The organism is Nostoc piscinale CENA21 (genome assembly GCF_001298445.1).
Taxonomy (GTDB): Bacteria; Cyanobacteriota; Cyanobacteriia; order Cyanobacteriales; family Nostocaceae; genus Nostoc_B; species Nostoc_B piscinale_A.
This window is the reverse complement of sequence record NZ_CP012036.1, coordinates 4870569-4897487: the sequence shown is the minus strand read 5'-3', so window position 1 is coordinate 4897487 and position 26919 is coordinate 4870569. Positions and strand designations below refer to the sequence as shown.

Below are 26919 nucleotides of genomic sequence, written 5' to 3'. Positions count from 1 at the left end.
AGGATTATAAATTTTACATAAACTTAGATGTATAAATGTCTATTACTCCATAAAAAATTCTCAAACTCTGGTGCTGGTAATGGACGACTAAATAAAAAACCCTGCATATAATCACAGTGAGCATCGCGTAAAAATTGCAATTCTTCTTCTGTTTCTACACCTTCAGCCACTACTTGCATATTCAGGTTATGTGCCATTTCAATTAAAGCTTTAGTAATGGCTGATTTTTGCCGATCAACAGCTACATTATGAATAAAATAACGGTCAATTTTTAAGGTATTAATCGGTAAATTTTTGAGATATATAAGTGAAGAATAGCCAGTACCAAAATCATCAATAGCTATTTTCAAACCTAAAGTTTGTAGTTTATTCATAGTAGCGATCGCACTATTGATATCTTGCATAATCATGCTTTCAGTCAGTTCGATTTCTAAATATTGGGGTTCCAGATGATTTATTTGTAAAAAATCAGTAATTTTTTTGAGTAAATCTGGATGATTAAATTCCATCACCGATAAGTTAACACTAATTTTCAAATAAGCAATCCCGACATCATGCCAAACCTTAATTTGTTTACAAACATTTTGTAACACCCATTGATCAATCGGAACAATTAAACCTGTAGATTCAGCAATTGGGATAAATTCCGTGGGGGTGACTAAACCTAACTCTGGACTTTGCCAACGTAATAAACTTTCAGCCGCGATGATTTGCCCAGAAGCGATATCAACGATTGGTTGATAATAAACTTCAAATTCTTGAAATTTTTGTTTCTGCACCACCTGTTGCAAGTTCATTTCCAACAACTGAATTTTGGGTGAGACAGTCTTAGTGATATTCTTGGGATGAGATAGATATTTTTTTAAAGTAGCCTGTCTTTCGAGGCGGTTCATAATTGCACTTAATAATTCTGCCCGTGTAAACGGCTTAGTTAGATAATCATCTGCACCCATATCCATACCCTGGCGAAAATCAGATTTTGCCGATTTGGCTGTCAGAAAAATAAAGGGAATTGTGGCTGTTAACGGGTCTTGTCGTAGTGCTGTTAATACTCCATAGCCGTCAACCTCTGGCATCATCATGTCACATAAAATTAAATCTGGAGCCTCAGCTAATGCCAAATCTACACCTGTTTTTCCATTAGCAGCAGCAATTGTTTGAAAATCCTCTGCTTCTAATAAATCTAAAAGATTTTCCCGGACAGATTCTTCATCTTCAATCACCAAAATTTTAATCATCTTTTTCCTCAATTTGTATTGTGTGATTTAATGGCAGAGTGACAGTAAAGGTAGTACCTACTCCCAAGGAACTAGTTACAGCAATTTGACCTTGATGTATATCAACACACTTCTTGACAATTGCCAGTCCTAACCCAGTTCCGAGAATATTGCCGACATTTTTAGCACGATGAAAAGACTCAAACAAATGTGGTAAGTCTTCGGGAGGAATCCCAATCCCTCGGTCTTGAATTTCTAAGATTACTTGTGCATCTGTACAAGTTAGGTTTAATTTAACAGTACTCTTCTCTGGAGAATATTTAATTGCATTTGAGAGTAAATTATGAAGAATATGTCCGAGTAATTTTTCATCCATACAGCATGATATGACAGGATATTGACTCGTAAACGCAATCAAACAGCGATTGTTTTGATTGAGTTGTGCTTCTTCAATGACGTGATCACAGTAGGCTACTAAATCAAAAGTCGTAGGCGTGTATTCTATTTTTCCAGCTTCTGCCTTACCAATCACTAAAACATCGTTCAACATTTCATTGATGCGGTTCACTGCGGCTTGAATGCGATGCAGATGAGTAATTTGTTTTTCTTCTGTCCATTTATGACGATAATGTTCCAGTAATTCAGCAGACGACAAAATTGTACTCAAAGGTGTGCGAAATTCGTGAGAAGTCATAGAAACAAACCGAGATTTCAGTTCATTCAGTTCTTTTTCTTTCTCTAGGGCGACTCTGAGTTCCTGTTCTAATTGCTTGCGTTTTGTGATGTCTGCCAAATAACCCACCATTTCCACTGGGTTACCCGCATCATCCCGGACGAGTTTACCTTGGTCAGATACCCAACGGTAAGTGCCATTTTTGTGGCGAAAACGATATTCTAAGCTGTAATGTTCTTGCTGCAAAATTTTATTGAGTTCGGCAAGAACATTCTTCACATCTTCGGAGTGGATATGGTTCGACCAAAAGTTAGGGTCTTCTGTGAAATCCTGTGGTTGATAACCAGTAATGGAACTAATATTGTTGCTGACAAAGGTAGGGCCAAAATTCGCGGCGGCTTTGCTGGTGTAAATTACCGCCGGGCTGGATGAGAGTAAGTATTGCAGTCGCTGTTGACTGACTAGTAAAGCTGTTTCTGTTTGTTTGCGTTCAGTAATATCTGTTTGAATGCCGATGTAATGGGTGAGTACCCCATCAGCGTCGTAGACAGGAGATATATTCAGTTCATTCCACCACAGACTGCCATCTTTGCGATAGTTCCGTAGCACGACAGTACAAGCTCGACCAGCTTGCATGGCAGCTTTGAGTTCTTTTAAACCAGATTGTTCCATATCTGCGCGTTGGAATAAGCCAAAACTTGTCCCAATGACTTCAGATGCAGTGTAGCCGGTCATCCGTTCAAACGCGGGATTAACGTAAATAATTGGGCCGTTGGGAATGCTGGCATCGGCAATGATAATACCATTACTACTGGCAGCGATCGCCCGATCACGGAGTCTTAATCCTTCTTCGGCTTGTTTGCGCGGTGTAATATCCGTATGGATAGCAACCAATCCGGCAATTTTCCCCGTGGCATCTTTAATGGCGTTAGCTCGGAGATAAACTTGTAATAGCCGCCCACGGTGAGTTTGCATTGTCACTTCACCACGCCATGACTCTCCATTGGCGATCGCAGTTAATACTTGAGTTAACTCTTGTGGATACTTGAAAATACTAGTTGCTCCGCCAGATGCTTGATATTCTTCTAAGGTGTAACCGTATATTTCCGTAAATCCCGAATTAATGTAAGTGATGTGACCTGTAATATCCGACATACACACAGCATCACTAGTACTTTCGATGGCTTTTTGAAAGCGAGTTAAAGATTCCTCCGCCAATTTGCGTTGTGTAATATCTGTAGATAAACCACAAACAGCGTAAGGAACCCCATCAGCATCTTTTAAGGGAAACTTCACGGAAAAGTAGGTGCGTAACCCATCTTCTAAGGGGACAGATTCTTCTACTTGGATGGGCAAACCATGAGTCATTACCTGGAGGTTATTCTTCGCAAACCCATCGGCAATTTCTGGTGGCCACAAATCATAAACACTTTTACCAACAATTTGCTCTGGGGTGATATTAAGTAGTTGTTCTATATAACGATTCACCAACATAAATCGATGGTTGGTATCAAAGATATAAATTGCCGCAGCTGAGTGATCTAAAATTGCCTGGAGTTGCTGTTGAGTTGCTTTTAATACGGTTTCAGCTTGTTTACGTTCGGTAATATCTCGATTTGTGCCACGATAGCCAACTAATTTACCATCTGCATCAAAGACCGGCACGCCACTGGTTTCTAACCAAACTAAATGTCCATCTTGATGAACTTGAATGTTTTCTAAACATTTAAACGGTTGTGGTGAGGCAAAAATTGCTGCAAAACCGGGGGCTAGGGTTTCATGCAATTCTGCTGGCATGAAATCTAGGGGTGTTTTACCTAAAACTGCTTCTGGTTCGTAACCCAAAATGTGTTGAATTTTGGGACTGACATAAGTATAAACACAGTTGAGATCCACTTCCCAGATGACATCGTAGCTAGATTCAACCAAGTTCCGAAAGCGTTCTTCACTGATTTTTAAATCTGCCTGTGCTTGTTGACGTTCAGTGATATCTTCCACTGTCCCCAAAAGACCAACTACATTACCTGTAGGGTCATGGATAGGGATTTTACTAATTTTTAACCAACTTTGTTTGCCATTTAAGAGTCGGAGGGGTGAAATCAGATGATGTTCTGGTTGATTTGTCGCCATCACTCTGACATCGCATTCATAGTGAAAGTCTGCTTCTGATTTACTTGCCAGAAAATCATGTCCAGTTTTGCCAATAATATCTTCTGGTTTTTCCACACCTACAAGTTTGGCAAAATTCCGATTACAACCCAAAACCACAGAATTGCAATCTTTCCACAGAATACCTTGGGGAATGGCATCCATGACTAATTGCAACATGGTTTGAGACTGCCGTAATTGCGCTTCGATAATTTGACGTTCGGCAATTTCGGTTAATAATTGCTGATTTGCTTGCTGTAGGGCTGTGGTGCGTTCGGTAACGCGCTGTTCTAATTCTTGGTTGGCTTGTTTGAGGGCGGCTTGTGTTTGTTTGAGTTCGGTGATGTCTCGTCCTTCGCTAATTAGCAATAAGATTTTGCCTGTTTCATCTTTGAGGGGTTTCAGGGAGAAATCTATGGTGCGGACTGTTTGGTTAGCACCTAAAATATCTACTTCGTAACGGATAAATTCGCCTCTAGCGGCGATCGCAATTGCTTGTTTTAATTGCTGTGGAATAGTAGGCGAACTCTGCCACCAGGGAGTTTCCCAAAACAATTGACCGACTACATCTGATGCTTGCAGTCCACCAAAATCCAATAATGTCTGGTTGGCTTCGAGTAAGTTGCCTTCTGGGGTGAGTAAGCCAGAAAATTGAAATGTGCCATTGAAAATTGCCCGGAATCTTCTTTCGCTTTCGTGCATGGCGGCTTCTGCTTTAATGCGTTCAGTCACATCTACATCTATAGCGATGAAGCGATAAATTTGTCCATAATCATTTTTGAGGGGAAAAATTTTGCTAGAAATCCAGCATTGTTCACCATCAGGGCGCAGAATTTGATATCGTTCCGAGAAATCTTGACCAGTGAATAAGTTTTGAAACGCTGCGATCACGCGATCGCGGTCTGGAGCATCAATGGCGGCAAAATATGATTGGGGATCTTCAATGAGGCGATCGCAACTTCTGCCCCAAATTTTTTCGTAAGCTGGGCTAACATAAAGCAATTTTTGTTGATTTGCATCCCAGACATAAAAAGCTTGGGGGAGATTTTCGGTTAATTGGCGAAATAATTCTTCGTTCCACTGTAATGCGGCTTCTGTCAATTTGCGCTCTGTAATGTTGCGGTGGATAGCCACAAAGTGCGTCACTCGTTCTTGATCATCTTTGATCGGCACTAGGTTCATGTCCACCCAATAAGTTGAGCCATCCTTGCGATAGCTAAGTAACTCGGTTCTAATGGGCAAACCCGCTTGCACAGATGCAAACAGTCGATTCATTTCGGTACGACTAGTTTGTTCGCCATGTGAAAATCGCGGTGTTTTGCCGATGACTTCTTCTAGGGTATAGCCCGTCATCTGTGTAAATGCTCTGTTGGCATAAACTATCCTTGGTTCTACTTGGCCGTTAGTGATGTGAGCAGCTGTAATTAAAATTGAATCGTTGGCATTGACTACTGCTGACTCTAGTAAACGCAGTCTTTCTGCTTCGGCGGTGCTTTGAGTTGATTTTTCTAGTACTTGACAAATACTTTTAGGGGTAACTGTCCCAATTAGTTGACCTGCTGTATCAAGAATGGGCAAAATATTTAACTGATGCTGACGTAACAGTGATAATACTACGGTAATATCCTGAAATTCAGAGATTTTCAGTGTAATTACTGGAGATTGCATCACCTCAGTAATTTTAGTAGTTTGACAGTCAATATTTGCGGCTAAAATTTTCACCACATCTTGCGCGGTCAGCCATCCTATAACTTGCGAAACTGAAACTACCAAAACATCCACTCCACACTTTGCCATCAGCGAGATTACCTCTGATACTGTTGCTTCCGGCTGAACCGTTAGTGGCGAAAAGTCAATTGCAGCCTCTAAGCTTTGTAGCCAGAGATGTTGTTCTTGAGTATACATAGATAATCACGATAGCTATCATCAACGAATAGTTATCTCAACTTATATATCCCCGTATGTTCTGGGATTAGGCGGGTAAATTAATAATATTATCCTAATGAAAAATACTGTAAGTATAATGTAAATTTTAGATGAAGAACTCAAAATATAAAGAATGGTTAATATAGCAATTCGATTTGGTTTATAAATTTATTCGTCAAGAAAAGGAACAGGGAACAGGGAACAGATTTGTTTGGCTCTCATTTCGGACGGCTATAGTCATTAGTCCTGCTTAATTCTTCTCCCTTGTCTCCCTTATCTCCTCTACCGTAGTTGCGATCGCCTCTCGCCATAACGCAATAATCTTTCAATCGTGGCTAGGCGATTTTCCCAAACTTTGACTTGATAAGGGTTATTAGTTGCTGCTTCTCTCATCCAAATCCGAAATTGCGTCTGGAAGCGAGTTAAAGAAGCTTTGGCTGTGAGTAGTTTAGCGGGAGAAGGTGCAGCCGCTAATTGAGTTAAAGCTTTTTCGACTACTTCCATTTGATTATTAAAATCAGCAATATTGATGGCTGGGAAAGAGATTTGCTCGTTTTGAATGACCAACTGCCATTCGCGTTTTAACAATCCATAACGCACGACGGCAGTTTCAAAAGGTTGGCGTAGGGGAATTGGTTCATCAGCCACAGATAGCACTTGACCTTGAGTACTATTCAAGATTTTTTGTAAATCATGATTAAAATTCTCAGCCGCAAATAAGGCATAACCACTGGCGGGTAAATCTCGAATCAGTTGTAATTGGTCAAAGGCAGCTAAATTCGGTAACGACAGTAAACGAATTCCTGGTACTAATAAAGTTGAACCCAACTGACTAGAGGCTATCCAAGGTTGGGCAAGACGTTGGAACCTGGCCGTATCTTGAGCATAAGTCATAGGGACAATCACATCTATATCGCCCCGCCTTGCCCACACTTCCCAATGTTGTTGGAGTTTCTGAATCCGTTCTCGTTCTGGTAAGGGAAACACAGCCACAGACAAAATTAAATCCTTGCGCTTTTGCCGCAGCATTTTGGAGACATCAGCTACAAAGCTATCAACTTGTTGGGTACGAAATTCTGTCCACTTTTGCCATAACTCGGTTTGGCTGGGGGAAATCGTCAAGGGATCAACACCAGTCAACTGTTGAAATTGCGCTCTGGCAGCTTTGCCATAACCATAACTTCTACCAGCAAAGGGATCTTGGAAGGGATAGCGAATGTAATCTAGCTGTAAACCATCTACTTGATATTCGCTGACAATTTCCTCAAACAATTTCAGGAGATATTGCCGCAGTTCTGGGTTAGCTGGATCAAAAAATGGTTTGGTTTGGCCAGGAGGAATAGTGTTGCCTTTGTTGTCGTAGTTTGCCCAATCGGGATGGGCTGCCAGGACTGGCCCTGGATAATCGGGATGAACATTAATGACTTGGTTGTGGCGTTGATTTCCAGCCGCAAAAGTCCACACCCAGGCGTGTAATTCCATCTTACGTTCATGGGCTAATTTCACCGCCACGGCTAAGGGGTTCCAGCCACGAGTCAGGGGGTTTTGCTGGGGTGCAACTTTACTAGGGTAAATGGGATAACTGGCGTTGACAGTTTCAAAAAAAACGGTGTTAATGCCTGACTGTGCCAAGCGGTCAAAAATTTCGGCTAATTTCTTTTCACCACCAGCCCGGACAATTGTCCCCCTATCTAACCAGACAGCGCGGATTTCGGCGGGGGCTAATCGTCGGTTCAGGGGAAAATGTTTCCATAAATTGGTTCTGGTGGCTAACCACTGTTGCCGGACTAGGGCATAGTTTTTATTGGCTAGGAGTTGGGGAATATTTTTGGCGACTAGTCGCGCTTGGGTAATGGCTTGTTCTTTACTCTGACTAGATAATCCTGGTCTGGTGGAAGCGACACGGGTTTCATCTTCTTTCAAGGACTGGGGATTGCTGGTGATAGCTTCATCCCGATTCGCTGTCTGAACTGAGGCGGCTAAATGGGCGCTTTCTACCCGACTAATTAAATTTTCTAATTCTTGCTGGAGAGCGATCGCTTCTTTTTCATCAATGGGTGCATTGGAATTTGGTTCGACATTCCAATGTACTGTTTGTTCTAGTTGGTCAATGGCTTCGGCTGGGGATGATGGACGTGGGGCGCGGGGAACGAATGGTGCTTGAGGAACTACAGGCGTAACAGGCGGAATATTGGCGGTGGCAGTCTCAATGGTCGTCGCACAGCGAGAGTCAGCCCCAGGAATTTTTTGCTGTCCTGAAGATGAGGCAGTAATATGATGATCAATGGCAGCTTTTAACCAAGCATTATCTAATTCAAAACTCGAAGCCGCATCTGTTCCCCAACGCCAGCCAAGTAAGGTAGACCATTCTGTACTGACAACGGCGGCAGGATTATCTTGGGCGTTCCAAACGGCGGTGGCTTGACTAGCCCCACCTTCAGGAATAATTACACCGCCACGCACTTGCCCAAATAGTTCTTTTTGGTTAGCCCATCGTTGTGGTTTAGTGGTGGCTGGTTTGATTTGTTGTGTTTCATCTAAACCAAACCCCCAATAACTCCCCAGGAGCGATCGCAACAACTGTCGGACTCCCGGTGCTGATAAACTACCAACTGGGCCACTAGCGATAACTTTACCGCCTTTACTCACCCAGGATTCTAAAGCGATCGCTTGGGCAGGGTTTAAAGTTTCGACGTTGGGTAGAAATAATACTTTGCGATCGCCCCAATCAGCACTGCTTCTCACTTGTGCTAAGGGAATAACGCAATACCTCACCCCAAGTGATTGTAAGCGTTTAGTAATTCCTGTCCATTGCTGTTGATTTTCTGCACTCTGGACTACACTTAATACAGGTTCTGCATCTGCCGCCCTAACTGATAAAATATTAAAACTAGTTAAACAATTAATCATTAAAAAGTTAAAACTAAAAATGAAGAATCTGGCTCGTTTGGTGACTTTGGTTGCAGTTTCCTGATTCTCCACTTTTAATCCTCACTTTAATTTAGTATTAGATAGTACTTATTATTTATCATTCAGCATAACAATAAAATGCCTCCGAAAAACAACTGATGTTTTTATATTTGTCAAAGAGAGTTTAGCAGCAGGATTCAAGATTCTGTTTTTAACGAACTACAAAGGGCGCAAAGGACACAAAGAAGAAGAGAGAAGAGAGAGAAGAAAAAAATTACGCATGATTCATAAACAACTCTCATCCTTGTCCCCCTTGTCTCTTTTACTCAAATAATCATTCTATACAAGTATTAATTAATTCTTCCACTCCCGCGACTGGCAAGATTTTTGTATTTAATTTTGTCGCTAAGTCTGCAACTTTGACATCATCTAAAAATACTAATTCGCCATGTTTAAGCATGACATTTGGCAGCAAAATCCCATCACCTAAATCTTTGTTTTGTAAATTCAAAAGTAAATCATGACCTGTAAGTAAGCCAGTCACACTAATAGCTTGCCCCCAATAATCACTGGCTAAAGCCATCATATTTACTTCTAAACCATCAACAGAATTTAGGTGTTGCAATATCGGTTGAAATGCTTTTTCGACGGCGTTACCTACTACCCAAGTAAATTTTCTGGGTGGAGAAATTTGGCTTGGGAGTAATTGCGTCGCGGCAGATGCAAATTGTTTGATAAATAACTGAATTGAACCGACACCGTTATCAATTTGCGGATAGTCTTCGTATTCTGCTTCTGTTGGTAGTTCTTCCCCAGCAATTAAAAACCATTCATCGGCTAACCAGACAACATTTGAGCCACATTTTTGGCGAAATTGTTTGGCGATCGCTCTCACCTGTAAAATAACTTCTTGGGCTTTCTCTCTAGTTACAGGTATCAGTTCGTCTTCTTGGGGGCGAAACCGCGTCAAACCTACCGGCACGACTGCCACCGATGCCACGGTAGGTACATCACCAGTATAAAAGGACGCTAAATCTTTGAGGGTTTGTTCCAGATGTTGTCCATCATTAATCCCTGGGCAAACCACAACTTGAGCATGAATTTGCAAGCGTCTTTCTTGGAACCACCGCAATTGTTCCATAATTTGTCCCGCACGCTGATTTTTCAGTAGGCGGATTCTAATATCTGGTTCGGTGGCGTGAACTGACACAAATAAGGGTGACAGGCGCATTTGTTCAATTCGCTGCCATTCCCGTTCGGGTAAATTGGTTAACGTCAGGTAAGAACCATACAAAAAGCTCAAGCGATAATCATCATCTTTGAAATACAAGCTTGAGCGTTTACCTGGGGGTTGCTGATCAATAAAGCAAAACGGACAGCGATTATTACACTGAATTAAAGCATCAAATAAAGCGGTTTCAAATTCCAACCCTAAATCATCGTCGTAGTCTTTTTCAATTTCAACATGATGGGTTTTGCCAGTAATATCTAAAACTTCTAATTCTAAAAATTCATCTGCACAGAGAAATTGATAGTCAATTAAATCGCGGGGACGTGTACCATTAATAGCAACGATCGCATCCCCCACCTCAAAGCCAATCTCGGCGGCGATGGAGTCGGTTAGCACCTTGGTAATTTTGGCTGGATGAAGGTTAGTCATTCGTCATTAGTTATTGGTCAATTGTCAATAGCCAAAGTCATCACTCAACTCTGGACTATTGACTATGTTACTCATGAGTCAACACTCATCATTACTATGGACTATTAACTATTTTTCAAAATTCCGGCACTGATCGCACCTAAAATAGCTATACCAAAGGCGAGGCGATACCAAATGAATACCCAAGTGCTTTTGGTTTTGAGAAAGCGAAGTAAGCCAGCAATGGATATATAAGAAAATATTGCGGCAGAAATTACACCCGCAATCAACGGTACGATGCCAGTACTGTTAATATCTCCTAAAACATCTTTTAATTCGACTAACCCGGCTAGGGTAATGGCGGGAATGCCGAGTAAAAAGGAAAATCTGGCGGCTGTTTCCCGTTGTAAGGTCATAAATAAGCCGGCTGTTAGAGTAGAACCAGAACGAGAAACTCCAGGAATTAACGCCAAAGATTGGGCTAAACCCATCAATAGCCCATCATTCATGGTTAGTTGTTCAAAATCCCGTTCTCGTTTGCCGAGTTTTTCTGCTATTCCCAATAATATAGACATGACTATCGAGGCGATCGCGATCGCGCCGATACTTCTAATCGGTGAATTATCATAATCTGGGATAAATCTTTTAATTAACAAGCCAAAAAAGATAATTGGCAAGGTTCCCAAGGCGATGCCGATAGATAAACGCAAGTCATAATCAGCATAATCTTTTTGGGCGATCGCTCTGAATGCGCCAGTGGCAATTCTTGTCAAATCTCCCCAGAAATACCACAGTACAGCTGCAATACTTCCCAACTGAATCACCGCCGTAAAAGCAACTCCCGGATCACCCCAACCAAGAACTACAGGCACAACTTTTAAATGGGCGGTACTACTAATTGGCAGGAATTCTGTCATTCCCTGCACAAAACCTAAAACAATTGCTTGCAAAATATTCATTTGTTGCACTCCCCCAGCCTCTGGGGTGGGTGGAGTACTTAGAACTTTGAGTGGAAAGGCCGCAACTGAAACCATTGCCGATGCGACACTCATAAACACGAACCATTGACGTTTTGATAAAGCCATCAGTCTACCTGCGATCGCTGCGATTACAACCAATTACACAAACATCTTTTTGAGAAGCTTACAGGATACTTATAGCAGTCCTATTTGAGAAATGAACAAAAGAGACAAGGGAGATAAGGTAGTCTCGATGAAATAAGTTTCATCGCCAAGTATGAAAGTGAGACTAGTATTTTTACTCAGCACTCAGCACTTTCAAGTCAGAGAGATGTTGGTACATCATTTATGATTGCTACAGGTGACAGAGTTAAAAGCTTTATAGTGTCTAAGTTTTAAACCTGAATTGTTATTTTGCTGGCAAAAATTCTATCCATTCAGACTGCTTGTAAACCTATATTTTCCCCCTCTTCTCCCTTGTCTCCCTCATCTCCTCACACCCCTTCAAACAGACATTCCAAATTACGCAAAATCTATGTACAATAAAAATGCCCCAGGGGGGGATTTTTGAGTATGTTATCTTAAATAAGATAAAGATTAGTTACAATTATTAAAACTTTGATTAATAACACCTTGTTGAGTTATAACGCCTCTACCACCACTATTGATAAGAAATTACCTGTAAAGAATGCTGGTTCGCTGGGTATAGAAGAATTAGAATCTACACTTTCCGCGTCGCCATCTTTACCATTGTTAACATTGTCCCGACAAACTTGGTTAGTGTTGGCGGCGGCGGTGTTTTTAGTATCAGTGCCAGTATTTATTGAAGCACCACTGGTGCGATCGCTACCCAGCCTTAGTTTAGCCATGACCGGATTTTGGGTATGGTTGAGTTTTCGCTTAATGTCCCGTCCTGCAACATACCTCTGGGGGGATTTACTTTTAGGCTTTAGCTGGAGTTGGTTAGCAGGGGCCATTTATTGGGGTTGGTTGCGTTGGGAACCTTTGTGGCATTTACCAGTAGAGTCTATTGGCTTACCCTTTGCTTGTTGGTGTGTAGCAAGAAACTGGTGCAAGGTTGGTAGTTGGTTTTATTTAGGTTCCTTGTTCGGTACAGTTTTAACCGATGTATATTTCTACATAGTTGATTTAATGCCCTATTGGCGACAAATCATGCAAGTCGAACCTGATAAGGTGTCGCCTATTTTACAAGCTGCTGTTACTCAAGTCCGCACACCTTGGGGTCAAGCTTGGGCTGTAGCATTGGCATTAGTGTTACTCACAGCCGGAATTGTACCTTTACGTAACCAGCAAAAACACTGCTTTGCATTTGGGGGAGCAGTTTTAAGTACTATTTTGGTAGACAGTTTATTTTTACTAGCTGCTTTAGTCGCTTAAATTCAACAAATTTCTGAGTTAGCTTCAGTAGTTAATTATTCATAAAATCTGCTCAAAAAGCTGTAAACTTGTGGCGATCGCACTTCGGGGATATCTCTGCAACTCGCTAAATATCAGGATTTACAAGTTCTTGTTGGTAATTTTTGAGCAGAGGTATTTATGACTGAAATTAACATTGAAAATCTGCCACTTTGGGTACAAGAGCGAGACATCGTACTTAAATACAATACTCAGGCAACATGGCGTTATGGTGAACAACCAGATTACACTCGCTCTAATGAAAATTTAGCTAAGGAAAGTCTGTGCAATCATCCAGCAAATTCCCTGGAAAAACTTGTCCAGAATTTAGTAAGAACTTTCGACATTGAAGCTAATTTCAAAACAAATCCTCAAGAGTGGTTGTCTGTAGTTCAAGATAAATTTCGCATGAGTACCAATGGCGGTAATAGCTATAAATTAGAGGATTTAGTTCAGGCAGGTACTTACAAACTTTTGATTGGTAATACCCAACACTATCAAGCTACTCAAGAAGATTTTGAATCTTCTACTCAGCTATTTCATAATGCCTTCCCTGATGGATTTTTGTGGGAAGTATTAGAAGTTTATTCTGCACCCCCTACCATTGCTTTTAAATGGCGACACTGGGGACATTTCCGCGGTAATTTTAAAGATTATGTCCCAACTGAGCAGATGATTGAAGTAGTAGGAATGAGTGTTGTTAAAGTGACGGAAAACTGCAAAATTCTGTCTTTGGAACACTATTACGATAATGGAAAATTTCTCAATCAATTAACTTCTGGCGGCAAAATGGGAACTACTATTCAACAGCAGCCAACCCCAGAAGGAAAACCAGCTGCTAATGCGGGGAAACAAACTTTATTAGGTTTTTTCCGCCGCTTTTTGCCAAGCAAGCCTAAACCAAAATCGGCTAATTTAAGCAGCAGTGGTTGTCCGTTTGCGTCTTTATTACGTTGACATACGCGCTGGGTGTAAGGGTGTAAAGGTTTTTCCTTACCTACACCCCAAATCCTTGATGTTGCGTCTTGAAGTTTCTAGGTATAACTTTACAAAAAGTTACAAGGTGAGCAATTAAAAAATTTACGCTTAAACGCTGGCATTAGTTTGTCAGGAAGTGAGATCAGCGAACAAGCTAGAGTATCTTAGCCAGTGCTTTGGGAAGCACAGCACAGCTGTGGCGATGTCAGCAAGTCAGAGAAGTAAAATAATTTTTGACAAAAATAGAGTCAAACCCAGTAACAGTAAATATTGTGGATATTAATACGCTGTATATTAGTTTCTGATGACTGCTGTGTGTTGATTGAGCTATCAGTTCCCAGTTAACAGGAGCTAGTGCTGTTGTCGGCTGTGCCGAGTTGTAGCAACTGGCGTTCAAAAATCAAGAGTCATAACTGTGCCTCAAAGATTATAAACTGTTGACAGCTGTCAGCTTAAAGCCATTATTCAGTTTGATGGAAAGAGGTAAAAAAGTCGTGAAAAGATTGGTGCGTTTATTAACAGTATTTAGTTTGTTGCTTGGTTGCTGGGGATGGTTAGGTACAACTGGTGTAGCCCAAGCTGCTGGTATCAACAGTCTGGCTTTACCACAAGTGCCTGTTTTAGCAGTGGAGTTCCGAAACAAGGCAGATGCTAAATTAGCAACGGAATTTGGTAAAAAAAATTGATTTGAATAACACCAACGTCCGCGCTTTCCAAAGTTACCCCGGTTTGTATCCTACCCTGGCTAAGAAGATCATCAAAAATGCTCCTTACAAAAGTGTAGAGGATGTATTGGAACTACCAGGATTGAGCGATCGCCAAAAACAAATCCTACAAGCTAATTTAGACAACTTCACTGTTACCGAACAAGAAGCTGTCTTTAACGAAGGAGATGATCGCTTTAACAACGGTATCTACAGATAAGCCAAATTATCGTTAATGTAGACATATAGTAGTCCACTCCCAATTTTTGGGAGTGGTTCTCTTATAGCAAAGTGCTGAGTACTGAGTACTGAGTGCTGTACACTGAGCGCAGTCGAAGTGTACATGCTGAGTTTACAAGCTGGTTTTCAAAACATTCGTAAAAACCTCCCCCTGTCTAACTTTGCCTGAAATAGAAATTCCTCGCCAATTTGATGTGATAGTAGTCGGCGCTGGCGCTGCTGGACTGTACACAGCGTTGTGTTTGCCAGAGTCTTTGCAAGTCGGCTTAATTACCAAAGAAACTGTTACTTTGTCTGCTAGTGATTGGGCGCAAGGTGGTATTGCGGCAGCGATCGCTCCTGAAGATTCCCCACAGTTGCATATTGAAGATACAATTCAAGCTGGTGCTGGTTTGTGCGATCGGCAAGCAGTAGAATTTCTCGCCCAAGAAGCCCCTAGTTGTATTCAATCTTTGGTAAATTTGGGCGTAGCTTTTGACCGTCATGGTAACGCCTTAGCTTTAACTTTAGAAGCTGCCCATTCTCGTCATCGGGTGCTTCATGCTGCTGACACCACCGGTAGAGAAGTCACAACTACTTTAACAGCGCAAGTATTACATCGCCAAAATATTCAAGTTATTCAGCAAGCTTTAGCCTTGAGTTTGTGGCTAGAACCCGAAACAAATCGCTGTCAAGGAATCTGTTTGTTTTATCAAGGTCAAATTACTTGGGTGAAAGCCAAAGCTGTGGTTCTCGCCACTGGTGGTGGTGGTCAAGTTTTTGCCCAAACAACTAACCCAGCCGTCAGTACAGGCGATGGGGTGGCGATCGCTTGGCGGGCTGGGGCTATCCTGCGAGATTTGGAATTTGTGCAGTTTCACCCCACAGCCTTAACGAAACCAGGTGCGGATCGCTTTTTAATTAGTGAGGCTGTCAGAGGTGAAGGCGCACATTTAGTTGATGATACCGGGCGACGCTTTGCCTTTGACTATCACCCCGCCGGAGAACTCGCACCGAGAGATGTGGTGAGTCGAGCGATTTTTAGCCATCTGCAAAAAACTGCGGTTGATCCAGCTACCGCCCATGTCTGGCTAGATATGCGCCCCATCCCGGCTGACAAAATTCAGCATCGCTTTCCCAACATCATCAAAGTTTGTCAGCGTTGGGGAATTGATGTGTTTCATGAACCAATTCCGGTTGCGCCTGCGGCGCATTACTGGATGGGTGGAATTGTCGCTGATTTACAAAATCGTACCAATATTCCGGGTTTATACGCAGTCGGAGAAACTGCGAGTACGGGAGTACATGGAGCCAATCGTTTAGCAAGTAACTCCTTACTAGAATGTATTGTGTTTGGCGCACAGATGGTCAATATTAAATTGACAGATGTGGAATGGCAACCAGAGTTGTCAGAGTTATCTGTGCGGGAGTTTAATTTAGATGAGAATGCTTGGCAAACCCAGCAAGCACAAATAGAAGCTTTGCGGGAGAAATTACCCCGTTTAGTGTGGCAAAGTGCCGGGATTTGTCGAGAACAGTCACGATTAGACGAGGCGATCGCAACTATCGAATCTTGGCAGCAAGATTTTGCTATTTTACCTTTGAGTCAATTCTTACTGTCTTTGCGTGCCAACGAAACTGTTAAGTTCCAAACTCTGGATATAGAACGCCAATTAAGACTTTGGGCAGAAACTCGTAATTTACTGGATGTGGCTAATTTAATTCTCAGAAGTGCTGCTTTCAGGACAGAAAGCCGGGGCGGACACTACCGCAGCGATTACCCAGAACCCAATCCACATTGGCAAATGCACACAATCGTACAAGCACTTCATTGGAGTAAATCTATACCTGTAAGTTAGTCACTGATCAACTACAGCTTATCTTGATGTGTTACGACTGCAAATTAATGATTAATTAAGTTGGGTTTGTTACGCCTTAGCGTGTACCGCTACCATGCTGGCTATCAGGAAGGCCATAATTTGGCGGTACATATACATCTGCTAACTCCTGAGAATCACCACTGGAGCTTTTAACACTGTTGTTTTCTGTGTTAGTTAAAGCACTAGCCACTAAATCGTGAAAATTTGCTCTAGCATCAGCAATTGTCGGAATCGCTAAACAGGCACTCGCACACAGTATCAAAATACTTGTGATTTTTAAGTTGGTCGCCATCAAGTTTTTATCTATTTTTTGCATTCTGATTTCACCCAGTACTTTTTTTACCTACATCCGATGTGGAATTAGTTTCGTGGAAAAATTAAACTTTAGTAAAAATTTTTATTGCTCAGGAAAATTCTTGAGTAAAAAACTTGGGGCAGAAAATCTGCTCAACACTTAAGAAATATACCTAAAGGTTGCTGGCAGACATCAGCCAAAAGTTAGAACTCATAAGGATGATGCTGTTCGATGTTCGTTAATTACCTCTAAAGTCAGACACAGAAATATAAAATCTTAATAAATTATTTACATTTCTACGGCGAATTCCTGTCTTGACTTGTAGCAAATAATACTAAAAACCTCAGTATTTCCGAGGTAAATTGAGTACATCTCCGTAAAAACCAGGGATTAACACTACAAAAATGGCTCATTTCGTGATTTCTTTATCAAAATTTAATTTATGAAACTAAGTATAATTCAAAATTAGTTTAAGTAGTGTTACTCATATATAAATTTTTAGACTAAATAAATCACAATACAATAAATCGTTACATGGTCAGTATAGTTCAATTGTACTATAAAAATCCAGACGTAAAACATTCAGCCATTTGTCACAACGGCTGAGACTATTGTCTATTGTAAAAATTACTGATTTTTTTAATATTTGCTGACCAATCAAGTCAACTCATATCGGTTTTTACCTAAGTGTTTAGCACGGTACATAGCTGAATCGGCTTGTTTAATCAGGGTTTCTGCATCTTGACTATTTATCGGATAAACACTGATGCCAATACTGGCAGAAATTTTAGTAGTGTATCCTGATAGCACAATTGGCTCGGTTAGGCTGGCGAGAATTTTTTCTGCAACTCTAGCCGCCACTTGAACTTCAGGAATTGCGCGGAGAATGACTGTAAATTCATCACCACCTAGACGGGAAACAGTATCACTGCCGCGCAAACAATTACTGAGTCTTTGGGAAACAATCACTAACAAGCGATCGCCCATATCATGCCCCAAAGTATCGTTAATATGTTTAAAGCCATCCAAATCAATAAACAACAGTCCCAGCAACAAATTGTTGTTTTGCGACCACTGTAAAGATTCATGAAATTGTTCTATAAAGAATTTGCGATTCGATAAGCCTGTCAGGGGATCATGATAAGCCAGATACCGTAAATGGTCTTCTTTGAGTTTTAATTCCGTATTCGAGCGAAATAACTCAGCCGCAGTGCGTCGTAGTTCTTCTTCCATCAACTTGCGCTGGGTAATATCTCGAATCACTCCTACTAAGAAAAAATTACCAGCCGCATCTTTGTGGAGCGATCGCTTCGTGGCAATTAAATGGGTTTGACCCGCAGCATCAGTAAATTCTTCTTCATTTTCGCGCGGTTTTTGGGTGAGAAATACTAAATTATCTTGTTCTCTAAAAACATCAGCTTCATGGCGAGGGAAAAATTCATAATATGACTTTTCCAGCAACAAGCTATCAGGATAACCAATGAATTGACAGTAAGCATCATTTAAAACAATCCATTGATGTTTTTCATTTTTGACAAAAATGGGATCAGGAATGGAATTGATGACTTGATGCAAAAATTCCTTAGAGCGTTTCAATTCTTCCTGCATATATGCAATATGAATAATCATCCAAATTGAGGCGCTACTAAAGCCAAGAGTTGCTGGGATTAATGGTAGCCACCACCCCAGTAAAAAAGCTACATAACTACACAAAAAAAGTATGAATAAAGATAATAAAAGGCTGGGAATACTTTTACTAAAAGTTTTAACCTGCCAAATAATTAACGAACCCAAATAAGACCAGGAAAAAATCCATAAACACTCCCATACTTTTGCCCAAACTCTTAATGATGGTCGTCCTGCCAAAGCAGAAGAAATTAACTCACTCACAAAATAAGCTTGCAGTTCAATCCCCGCTACCGGCTTGGCTGTACCCAGCATTTGGCTAGAGTAGGGAATAAATGCAAAATCTTGCAAACTGGGAGCAGTTGAACCAATCAATACAATGCGATCGCGTATCCAACTAATGGGAACTTTGCCATCCAAGACATCACTCATTGAGATTTGACGGAAATTACATAACTCACTAGCCATTTTTCTACATGATGGTTTAGGGAAGTTTGCTAAAATTTGATAGCCTCGATCATCAGCCCTCACATAACCACCATCATTCGCTTGAAAACGGGTAAATATAGCCTTACCTAATCGGACATAATCACTATTTTTAGCAGCTTTTTGTGGTGTAATTTTTTGATCTTGCAAATAGAGTAATGCTAACTTTAAGGCAAAACTTTCATAGTGTTGATTATTCATGTGGAGATACAACAAATTTCGCCGGACTTTGCCATCATGGTCGTACAGTAAATTATTAAAACCAACTTGCTTCGGATTCAGTTCTAGAGGTGGCAAAACACGCATATCTCGGTTTGGTGTTAATAGTTGAATACCAATTAAATTTGGCATTGAACTATAAAGATTAACTAGTTCTTGGTGTCCTGGATTGACTGCTAAATCCCGATAAATATCTAAGCCAATAGCGCGAGGTTGATGTACTTGTAATTTCTTCAATAAATCAGCAATCACACCATCAGGAATCGGCCAAGAACCCACTCGCCGCAAAGAATCTTCATCAATCGCTACAATCGTGATGCGTTCTTCTGGTTCTTCGGTTGCACGTAAGCGAAAAAATTGATCCAATCCTGCTAACTCTAAGGATTGAAACACTCCTATGAAGCGCAAAATTATAATGCCGATTGCCACAATACCAGCAACGACTAATTCTTTATATTTTCGCTCAGGTGACTGTTGCAGGTTCCAATTTAAAAATAACCTGACAAAATGCTTGTCTAGCTGCTTATTCATTCCCAATTACCTAGTAGGGAGAAGTATTTTTAATTGGCACAGATATCAAAAACTAGCCAACACTCAGTAAATATCCTGAAGATAATCCAGTGCTGATTGTCAAAAATTTTATCAGTATTGTTATGTTCCACCAAATAATTTGAAATAGTGTTAACAAAAAAGAACTCATAATGACTGATGATTAAACAAAGATTAACCAGTATTTCTGTATCAAAAAGAAACAGGTGCAGTATAAATATTGATTGCTAATAACAAAAGTATATTTTCGTTGCCTAAAAAGTGACAAATACTTGATTTGGATTATGAGAACCAGCAGATGAAGGATTTTTATAATTTGTTGTCACTTATACTAACGCTGAAAAACAAAATTTGCAAAAAAATAAGTCAACTGGGAATATGATTGCGATATTCAGCCAGTTGACTAGCAAAGGTGAGAACTAATTTAGAAAAACAATTGCGCTGACATTGATTACTTAAAATACTTAAAATTTGTTGGGCCGGTATATTGGTAATCTTGGCTAGTTCTGTGAGGTTTTGGACTCCACTATAAGTTTGACCATTAATAATCCAGGTCGGGAAAGCTTGGACATTTGCAGCTCGGCACAATTCTGGTTTACCTTTAGGACTGTCACCTGCACACTCTACCTTAATATTATCGTTAATGATTTGGTAAGCTTCTTTCCCAAAAATTAGCTTTTGTTCGTGGCAATGAGGGCACCAGTAGGCAACATATTCTTTTGCACCTGCCTGGACAAGATGTTTGGCTAGGGCGATTTCTGCTTCTCCAGATTTTGTGGTGATTTCCCAACCATATTCAGGGTTAGGCGTTTGTGATGGTGAAGGGATGAAGGAAATTCTTTCTTGTCCTGTGGTTGAACCAGGTGTTTGTGATGTATTCACACCAGCATATACACCTAAAGTCCCAATCAGCGTCACCATTGCCACAATCAGAGCGGTAAATAAAATTTGTCCAATATCTTCCCAGGTACGTCCCAAAATTGTCAAAACTAACAAACTTAGGGAGAAGAAGGCAGAGGCTAGACAGTAAGGACACAAGGCTTTGATTTGAAAAGCCAGCACATACATTAAATAGCCACTGAAAACAGACATAGCAATTGCTCCCACCAACAACAGCAGCCAAGTCCAATTTTCGATTTGTTTACGCTGGTTGCTGTTTTCCGAGTTCACAACTAAGGGCGCTAAAGCAAATATCATCATACTGATATATGCTAAACATCCAAATAATGCCAATGGCTGACCGAAAACAGTACCCCAAGGGCTGGAAAGTACGTCATTACAACCTCTCGTGCCAGCTTGTGCTATGCAGGCGGCGCTGCCTCCTGTTAACTTTTCAATGGTGAGATAGCCAGTGACTAAAGTACCACATCCGGCGATCGCGGCAATTATTGGGCGCGACCATTTATGAATCCAAGGAGTAGAACGGCGGCGAATCATAACTGCGAAGTATGAAGTATGAAGTATTAAGTCTGAAGTGTGAAGTCTGAAGTATACAAGTTCTTCCTACTCCCCACTCCCTACTTACTAAGAATGTAACTTTATTTGTTGGGTTGATTTGCTTGGGCTTTTGGAGTTCCAAGTACGATGGGCTGCTTCAACAAATTGACTGACGCGAATCGGATCAATTGGTTGCTCAATCCGACCATGACGTTTTAAGGAACTGGAAACTATCACCCCATCTGCTGCCTGCAACAGTGTAGCAACATTTTCCCAGTCGTCGGCTCCACTACCGATAAATACTGGTGTGCCTTTAGCTGCTCCGCTCGCTAGTTCTAAATCTTCCTGAGTGGGCGGACTACCTGTTGCCCAACCAGATAAAATTACTGCGTCTGCTAAACCTCGTTCAATTGTGTCTTGAACCGCAACTGTCAAATTGGGCGAACTTAATGGCCTGGCGTGCTTGACCAGCACATCTGCCAAAATTTTGACATCAGAGCCTAATTCTCGGCGATAGCGCAATAATTGGTGGGCTTCACCTTCAATTAATCCTTGGTCGGTGGCCATGACTCCAGTTAGCACATTCACACGGATAAATTGCGCCCGCACACAACTGGCGATCGCGATCGCACTTTTGGCATCATTCCGCAATACATTTAAACCTATCGGCAAGGTTACTAAATTTTGTATCCTTTGCACTACCACAGTCATTGCACTCACAACTGCTGGGTCAACTTGGTTTTTTGTAAATGGCGCGTCGAAAAAGTTCTCTACAATAATGCCATCTACACCGCCACTAGCAAGAGCAGTTGCTTCTTGTTCAGCACGGTCAATTACGGCTTTTAGGCTCCCTCCCCAACGGGGTGAGGTGGGTAATGGCAGTAGGTGAACTACGCCAATAATTGGTGTACGAGTTTTAAAGGTCTGATATAAGTCCACGTCTTCAAAATATTATTCAGAGATCAGGGATTAGGGATTGGATTTTAGGATTAAAATTCACCTAGCTCCTATTTTCTCGTCTCACGTCCCTAGTTCCTTGATTAGCATTCATGTTTTCCCTGGCACTTGTTTTACTACCTCCATCTGGGGATGGAATTTGGCATAAAACGTTCCATAAGATATGTTAAGATAAAACCTGGCTACAAGAGGAGTTTGCCACTCACAAGACGCAAGGCAGCTTCCCGTGCTTTGGGCATCTTGCCTGAGCATTAGGGTAGCATTACTGCTTGATTAGGCGTAGTCGCAAGCGCGATTTCCCTGAGGGTAGCGACTTCTCATAACCAGCCTTTTGGGCGGCTTCCCGACGGGTAAATTAGCAACGCATACGCTACGGTAGTGTAAAATACTAACAGGCGATTTGTTAAAAAATATTACAAGTGTCCAAAATAATCAAAGACACTCCGATTTACCCTGGGAAACAAACTAATAGTAGACGTATCATAACATGGCCTCAATTTATCTAGGTCATAGCAAAGACAGTTACTGGTAGTGGAAAAATCCACCTAGGTGTTGTCAGCATCAAGGCGTGCATCACAAAGAGCGAAGTCACTGCACTTTGTGTGACTAAAAGAAAAAACCTTAGATATTAAAGTATGGGTGAAAAGCCAACAATAGCAATATCTCATTTGGGCTGCGAAAAAAATCGAATAGATACAGAACATATGCTAGGGCTGCTGGTAGAAGCAGGTTATGGCGTAGATACAAATGAAGAGTTAGCAGATTACGTTATCGTTAATACTTGTAGTTTTATTGAAGCAGCGAGAGAAGAATCTGTCAGAACTTTAGTAGAATTGGCAGAGGCTAATAAAAAAATCGTGATCACAGGCTGCATGGCGCAGCATTTCCAAGAGCAATTATTGGAAGAGTTGCCCGAAGCCGTAGCCGTGGTTGGTACAGGTGATTATCACAAGATCGTCAATGTGATCGAGCGAGCTGAACAAGGAGAGCGCGTTAAACAAATTAGCGCCGAACCCACTTACATCGCCGATGAAACCACACCGCGTTACCGCACGACAACAGAGGGTGTTGCCTACCTGAGAGTGGCTGAAGGATGCGATTATCGGTGTGCGTTTTGTATTATTCCTTATCTGCGAGGTAATCAGCGATCGCGTACCATTGAATCGATTGTGGCTGAAGCCGAGCAACTAGCCAGCCAAGGCGTAAAAGAAATCATTTTGATTTCCCAAATCACAACTAACTATGGATTGGATATTTACGGTAAGCCCAAACTCGCCGAATTACTCCGAGCCTTGGGGAAAGTGGACATACCTTGGATTAGGATGCACTATGCCTATCCCACAGGATTGACCCCAGATGTAATTGCAGCAATCCAAGAAACACCCAACGTCTTACCTTATTTGGATTTGCCATTGCAGCACTCTCATCCAGAGATTCTGCGCTCCATGAACCGTCCCTGGCAAGGACGAGTCAATAATGAAATTATTGAGCGCATCAAAACTGCACTACCAACAGCAGTATTACGGACAACCTTGATTGTTGGTTTTCCCGGCGAAACAGAAGAACATTTTGAGCATCTACTCAACTTCGTGCAGCAGCATGAATTTGACCATGTTGGTGTCTTTACCTTTTCACCAGAAGCAGGAACCCCCGCCTACAGTCTGCCCAATCAGTTACCCCAGGAAATTATGGACGAGCGGCGGCAGAAAATCATGGAAATTCAGCAGCCCATTTCTTGGCGGAAAAATCAACAGGAAGTCGGCAAAATCGTTGATGTCCTGATTGAGCAAGAAAATCCTGAAAGTGGGGAATTAATTGGTCGTTCTAGCAGAAGTTCGCCCGAAGTTGATGGTTTGGTGTATGTCACAGGCGCAGCAAAATTAGGAACCATTGTGCCTGTTGCAATTCGCAGTGCTGATACTTATGACCTCTACGGTCAAGTGGTTGAAAGTCACAGATAGATTTCGATTTCTCAATCAAAACAAAAAGTCAAAAAGCAAAATCTAGGAGAGTTGATGAATCTTTCGTTTATTGAACTAGGAATTTCCCAAGAACGCGCTGAACAATTAGAAAAAATTGGTTTTACCGCACCTACTAACATTCAAATCCAAGCTATTCCCCAACTGTTGGCAGGACGAGATGTAGTAGGACAGTCTCAAACTGGTACAGGCAAAACAGCCGCCTTTTCTCTACCAATTTTAGAGCGGCTGGATGTCAGCCAAAGAGCAGTGCAAGCTGTAGTTTTAACACCAACTCGTGAATTAGCGATTCAAGTCCATGATGCTGTCAGCCAATTTATTGGAAACAGTGGCTTACGGGCTTTAGCAATTTACGGTGGTCAATCAATTGACCGTCAAATTATGCAACTTAAGCGGGGCGTTCACATCGTTGTCGGTACTCCCGGACGGGTGATTGATTTGTTAGAGCGCGGTAGCTTGAAATTAGATCAAGTGAAGTGGTTTGTATTGGATGAAGCCGATGAAATGTTAAGCATGGGCTTTATTGATGATGTCGAAAGAATCTTGTCCCAAGCACCCCAAGAACGGCAAACGGCATTGTTCTCCGCGACAATGCCTCCGTCAATTCGGATGTTGGTGAACAAGTTTTTGCGATCGCCTGTTACTGTAACAGTTGAACAGCCTAAAGCTGCACCCAACAAAATCAACCAAGTAGCTTACTTGATTCCCCGCCACTGGACAAAGGCCAAAGCGTTACAGCCAATTCTGGAAATGGAAGATCCAGAAACAGCGTTAATCTTTGTGCGTACCAGAAGAACTGCGGCAGAACTCACCAACCAACTGCAAGCAGCTGGTCACAGTGTCGATGAATATCACGGTGATTTGTCCCAACAAGCCAGAGAAAGGTTACTAACCCGCTTCCGAAATCGTCAAGTGCGCTGGGTAGTAGCAACTGATATTGCTGCACGCGGTTTAGATGTTGACCAACTATCTCACGTGATTAATTACGACTTACCTGATAGCGTGGAAACCTACGTGCATCGGATTGGTCGGACTGGTCGTGCTGGTAAAGAAGGTACAGCAATTACCTTAGTTCAGCCCTTCGAGCGTCGCAAACAGCAAATATTTGAGCGTCATAACCGTCAAAGCTGGCAATTACTGTCGATTCCCACACGGGCGCAGATTGAAGCACGGCACATCAACAAATTGCAAGAGCAAGTCAGAGAAGCCCTAAGCGGTGAAAGACTGGCTTCCTTCTTACCCATTGTCAGCGAATTAATTGAACAGTATGATGCTCATGCGATCGCTGCTGCTGCACTGCAACTTGCTTATGATGAAACCCGTCCTGCTTGGTTAAGCTCTGAGGTGGAAATTCCTGAAGAAGTTCCCGTAGCTAAACCCAAAATCGTCAAGCGTCGTGAATTTTCTGGTGACAGAAATCGTTCTTGGAACAAATCAGACGCTAACAACGGTGATGAAGGACGCTCCACACCCAAGCCTAAACTGCGCTCAGGTCGCCGCGAAGCCCCCGTTTCTGCCAATCAAAAGCTAGGTTCATCTACAGCAAGAGAATCTGCTTCTTAGTCAAGAGTCATTAGTAAATGGTCAATAGTTATTAGGTACTGACTGTTGATCATTAGCTTTGATTGCTAACGGTTTATCAGCTTGTAGGAACATAGATAAATACATATTGCCATAGTCTTATGTTCGCTATTGCAGACTTAGAGCAGCTACAAGCTGAATATTTACAATTCGATAGTTAATTCAACCAAGGACGAGTAATTGTCTCTATTTCTTCAATTTCATCGTTATTTAATTTCCAGCCTAAAGCGCCAGCATTTTGTTTTGCTTGTTCGGCTGTTTTTACGCCAGCTATGGGAATAACATTACCTTGGGCAATTAACCAGTTGAGCGCGACTTGGGCAGGAGTGCGATCGCGTTTTTTCTCCAATCTCACGTAATAAAGATATCACTGGTGCAATTTTTTTGCAAGCCTTCTTTACCAAATTTTGGATCTATCTTTCTAGCACCGCTTAATTTGTCGAGATTTTCCGGCGTGTATTTACCTGTAAGCAATCCTTGGGCTAAAGGACTGTAAGCTAAAATTGTCACACCAAGCTCACGAGCAGTTGCAATAATGCCGCTACTTTCAACTTGGCGCGTAAGTAGAGAATAACGTACTTGGTTGACAGCTAAAGGAACGCCCCTCGCTGCTAATATTTGATGGGCTTCTCGCATTTGGGCGGCTGAGTAATTACTGACACCGACTGCGGCAATTCTGCCCCGCTTCACTTCATCGCCTAAGGTGTTCATCAGTGTTTCTTGGCTCAAAAAGAAAGCAAACGGCCAATGCACTTGATACAGTTCAATTCTCTCTAGTTGTAGACGCTTGAGGCTTTCTGTTAAGGCATCACTCACAGATTGTCCGGTAAATCGCCAAGGCAGAGGGCCGAATTTTGTGGCAACTTGCACAGGTTGGGTTGTCTGTTTAATAAATTGCCCTAAAAATTTTTCTGACAGTCCCATTCCGTAAACTTCGGCGGTGTCAAAAAAAGTAACACCCGCTTCTAACGCTGCTGTAAAGGCTGCTTGTAATTGTTCGGGGCCGTAATCGCTGCCATAATTCCAAAACAGTTTATCACCCCAAGCCCAAGTTCCTATACATAGAGGTGGAACAGCCGGGCCGTTTTTGCCTAATGTGATAGTTTCCACGATCGCAATAT

General features: G+C 41.7%; 13 protein-coding genes and 3 pseudogenes. 6 read left to right on the top strand and 10 right to left on the bottom strand.

What is annotated here, in order from left to right; genetic code table 11:
- Nucleotides 1-23: 23 nt before the first annotated feature.
- The 5 genes from ACX27_RS20980 to ACX27_RS20960 form a co-directional block, all read right to left on the bottom strand.
- Nucleotides 24-1238 (bottom strand): EAL domain-containing response regulator, encoded by a 1215-nt coding sequence (locus ACX27_RS20980; protein ID WP_062295277.1) that lies wholly within the window; start codon nt 1236-1238, stop codon nt 24-26.
- Entirely contained in the window at nt 1231-5943 is a 4713-nt protein-coding gene (locus ACX27_RS20975; protein WP_062295276.1) for a PAS domain S-box protein, read from the bottom strand. The genes ACX27_RS20980 and ACX27_RS20975 overlap by 8 nt, the downstream gene beginning before the upstream one ends.
- A gap of 303 nt (nt 5944-6246) precedes the next feature.
- Nucleotides 6247-8946, bottom strand: a complete 2700-nt coding sequence (locus tag ACX27_RS20970) for a family 10 glycosylhydrolase (protein ID WP_062295275.1) — start codon at nt 8944-8946, stop codon at nt 6247-6249.
- Between the two features lie 262 nt (nt 8947-9208).
- Entirely contained in the window at nt 9209-10534 is a 1326-nt protein-coding gene (locus ACX27_RS20965; RefSeq protein ID WP_062295274.1) for a TIGR03279 family radical SAM protein, read from the bottom strand.
- Nucleotides 10535-10638: 104 nt separating this feature from the next.
- On the bottom strand, nt 10639-11598 hold the full coding sequence (locus ACX27_RS20960) for an undecaprenyl-diphosphate phosphatase (protein WP_062295273.1): 960 nt from the start codon (nt 11596-11598) through the stop codon (nt 10639-10641).
- A 492-nt stretch (nt 11599-12090) separates the two neighbouring features.
- On the opposite strand from ACX27_RS20960, the gene ACX27_RS20955 reads away from it, so the two are divergent.
- From ACX27_RS20955 to nadB, 4 genes and pseudogenes are all read left to right on the top strand, one after another.
- Complete coding sequence (locus ACX27_RS20955; protein ID WP_200929830.1) at nt 12091-12870, top strand: DUF3120 domain-containing protein; 780 nt, start codon at nt 12091-12093, stop codon at nt 12868-12870.
- Nucleotides 12871-13029: 159 nt separating this feature from the next.
- Complete coding sequence (locus tag ACX27_RS20950; RefSeq protein WP_062295272.1) at nt 13030-13845, top strand: SnoaL-like polyketide cyclase; 816 nt, start codon at nt 13030-13032, stop codon at nt 13843-13845.
- 515 nt (nt 13846-14360) lie between these two features.
- Nucleotides 14361-14790 (top strand): annotated as a pseudogene (gene psbU, locus ACX27_RS20945) (photosystem II complex extrinsic protein PsbU).
- 181 nt (nt 14791-14971) lie between these two features.
- On the top strand, nt 14972-16648 hold the full coding sequence (gene nadB / locus ACX27_RS20940) for an L-aspartate oxidase (RefSeq protein ID WP_062295271.1): 1677 nt from the start codon (nt 14972-14974) through the stop codon (nt 16646-16648).
- A gap of 76 nt (nt 16649-16724) precedes the next feature.
- Here nadB and ACX27_RS20935 read toward each other — a convergent pair whose 3' ends face one another.
- The 4 genes and pseudogenes from ACX27_RS20935 to btpA form a co-directional block, all read right to left on the bottom strand.
- Nucleotides 16725-16985, bottom strand: coding sequence for a hypothetical protein (locus tag ACX27_RS20935; RefSeq protein WP_062295270.1), 261 nt, complete (start codon nt 16983-16985; stop codon nt 16725-16727).
- A 636-nt stretch (nt 16986-17621) separates the two neighbouring features.
- A complete protein-coding gene (locus tag ACX27_RS20930; RefSeq protein ID WP_062295269.1) occupies nt 17622-19826 on the bottom strand; it encodes a CHASE2 domain-containing protein in 2205 nt (734 codons plus the stop codon).
- 469 nt (nt 19827-20295) lie between these two features.
- Nucleotides 20296-21281, bottom strand: a pseudogene (locus ACX27_RS20925) (vitamin K epoxide reductase family protein).
- A gap of 87 nt (nt 21282-21368) precedes the next feature.
- Nucleotides 21369-22220: a photosystem I biogenesis protein BtpA gene (gene btpA, locus ACX27_RS20920; RefSeq protein WP_062295268.1), complete on the bottom strand. Its 852-nt coding sequence runs from the start codon at nt 22218-22220 to the stop codon at nt 21369-21371.
- Between the two features lie 653 nt (nt 22221-22873).
- On the opposite strand from btpA, the gene rimO reads away from it, so the two are divergent.
- Nucleotides 22874-24199 carry a 30S ribosomal protein S12 methylthiotransferase RimO gene (gene rimO, locus ACX27_RS20915; protein ID WP_062295267.1) on the top strand — a complete coding sequence of 442 codons (1326 nt, stop codon included), beginning with the start codon at nt 22874-22876 and terminating at the stop codon, nt 24197-24199.
- Nucleotides 24200-24253: 54 nt separating this feature from the next.
- Nucleotides 24254-25780, top strand: a complete 1527-nt coding sequence (locus ACX27_RS20910) for a DEAD/DEAH box helicase (RefSeq protein WP_062295266.1) — start codon at nt 24254-24256, stop codon at nt 25778-25780.
- Nucleotides 25781-25955: 175 nt separating this feature from the next.
- Here ACX27_RS20910 and ACX27_RS20905 read toward each other — a convergent pair.
- A pseudogene (locus ACX27_RS20905) lies at nt 25956-26908 on the bottom strand (aldo/keto reductase).
- Nucleotides 26909-26919 lie beyond the last annotated feature (11 nt).

Excerpts from the sequence above, each read along its gene's own strand:
- ACX27_RS20980 (WP_062295277.1), bottom strand. The coding sequence starts at position 1,238 with ATGATTAAAATTTTGGTGATTGAAGATGAAGAATCTGTCCGGGAAAAT.
- ACX27_RS20975 (WP_062295276.1), bottom strand. The coding sequence starts at position 5,943 with ATGTATACTCAAGAACAACATCTCTGGCTACAAAGCTTAGAGGCTGCA.
- ACX27_RS20965 (WP_062295274.1), bottom strand. The coding sequence starts at position 10,534 with ATGACTAACCTTCATCCAGCCAAAATTACCAAGGTGCTAACCGACTCC.
- ACX27_RS20960 (WP_062295273.1), bottom strand. The coding sequence starts at position 11,598 with ATGGCTTTATCAAAACGTCAATGGTTCGTGTTTATGAGTGTCGCATCG.
- ACX27_RS20950 (WP_062295272.1), top strand. The coding sequence starts at position 13,030 with ATGACTGAAATTAACATTGAAAATCTGCCACTTTGGGTACAAGAGCGA.
- ACX27_RS20935 (WP_062295270.1), bottom strand. The coding sequence starts at position 16,985 with ATGCAAAAAATAGATAAAAACTTGATGGCGACCAACTTAAAAATCACA.
- ACX27_RS20930 (WP_062295269.1), bottom strand. The coding sequence starts at position 19,826 with ATGAATAAGCAGCTAGACAAGCATTTTGTCAGGTTATTTTTAAATTGG.
- rimO (WP_062295267.1), top strand. The coding sequence starts at position 22,874 with ATGGGTGAAAAGCCAACAATAGCAATATCTCATTTGGGCTGCGAAAAA.
- ACX27_RS20910 (WP_062295266.1), top strand. The coding sequence starts at position 24,254 with ATGAATCTTTCGTTTATTGAACTAGGAATTTCCCAAGAACGCGCTGAA.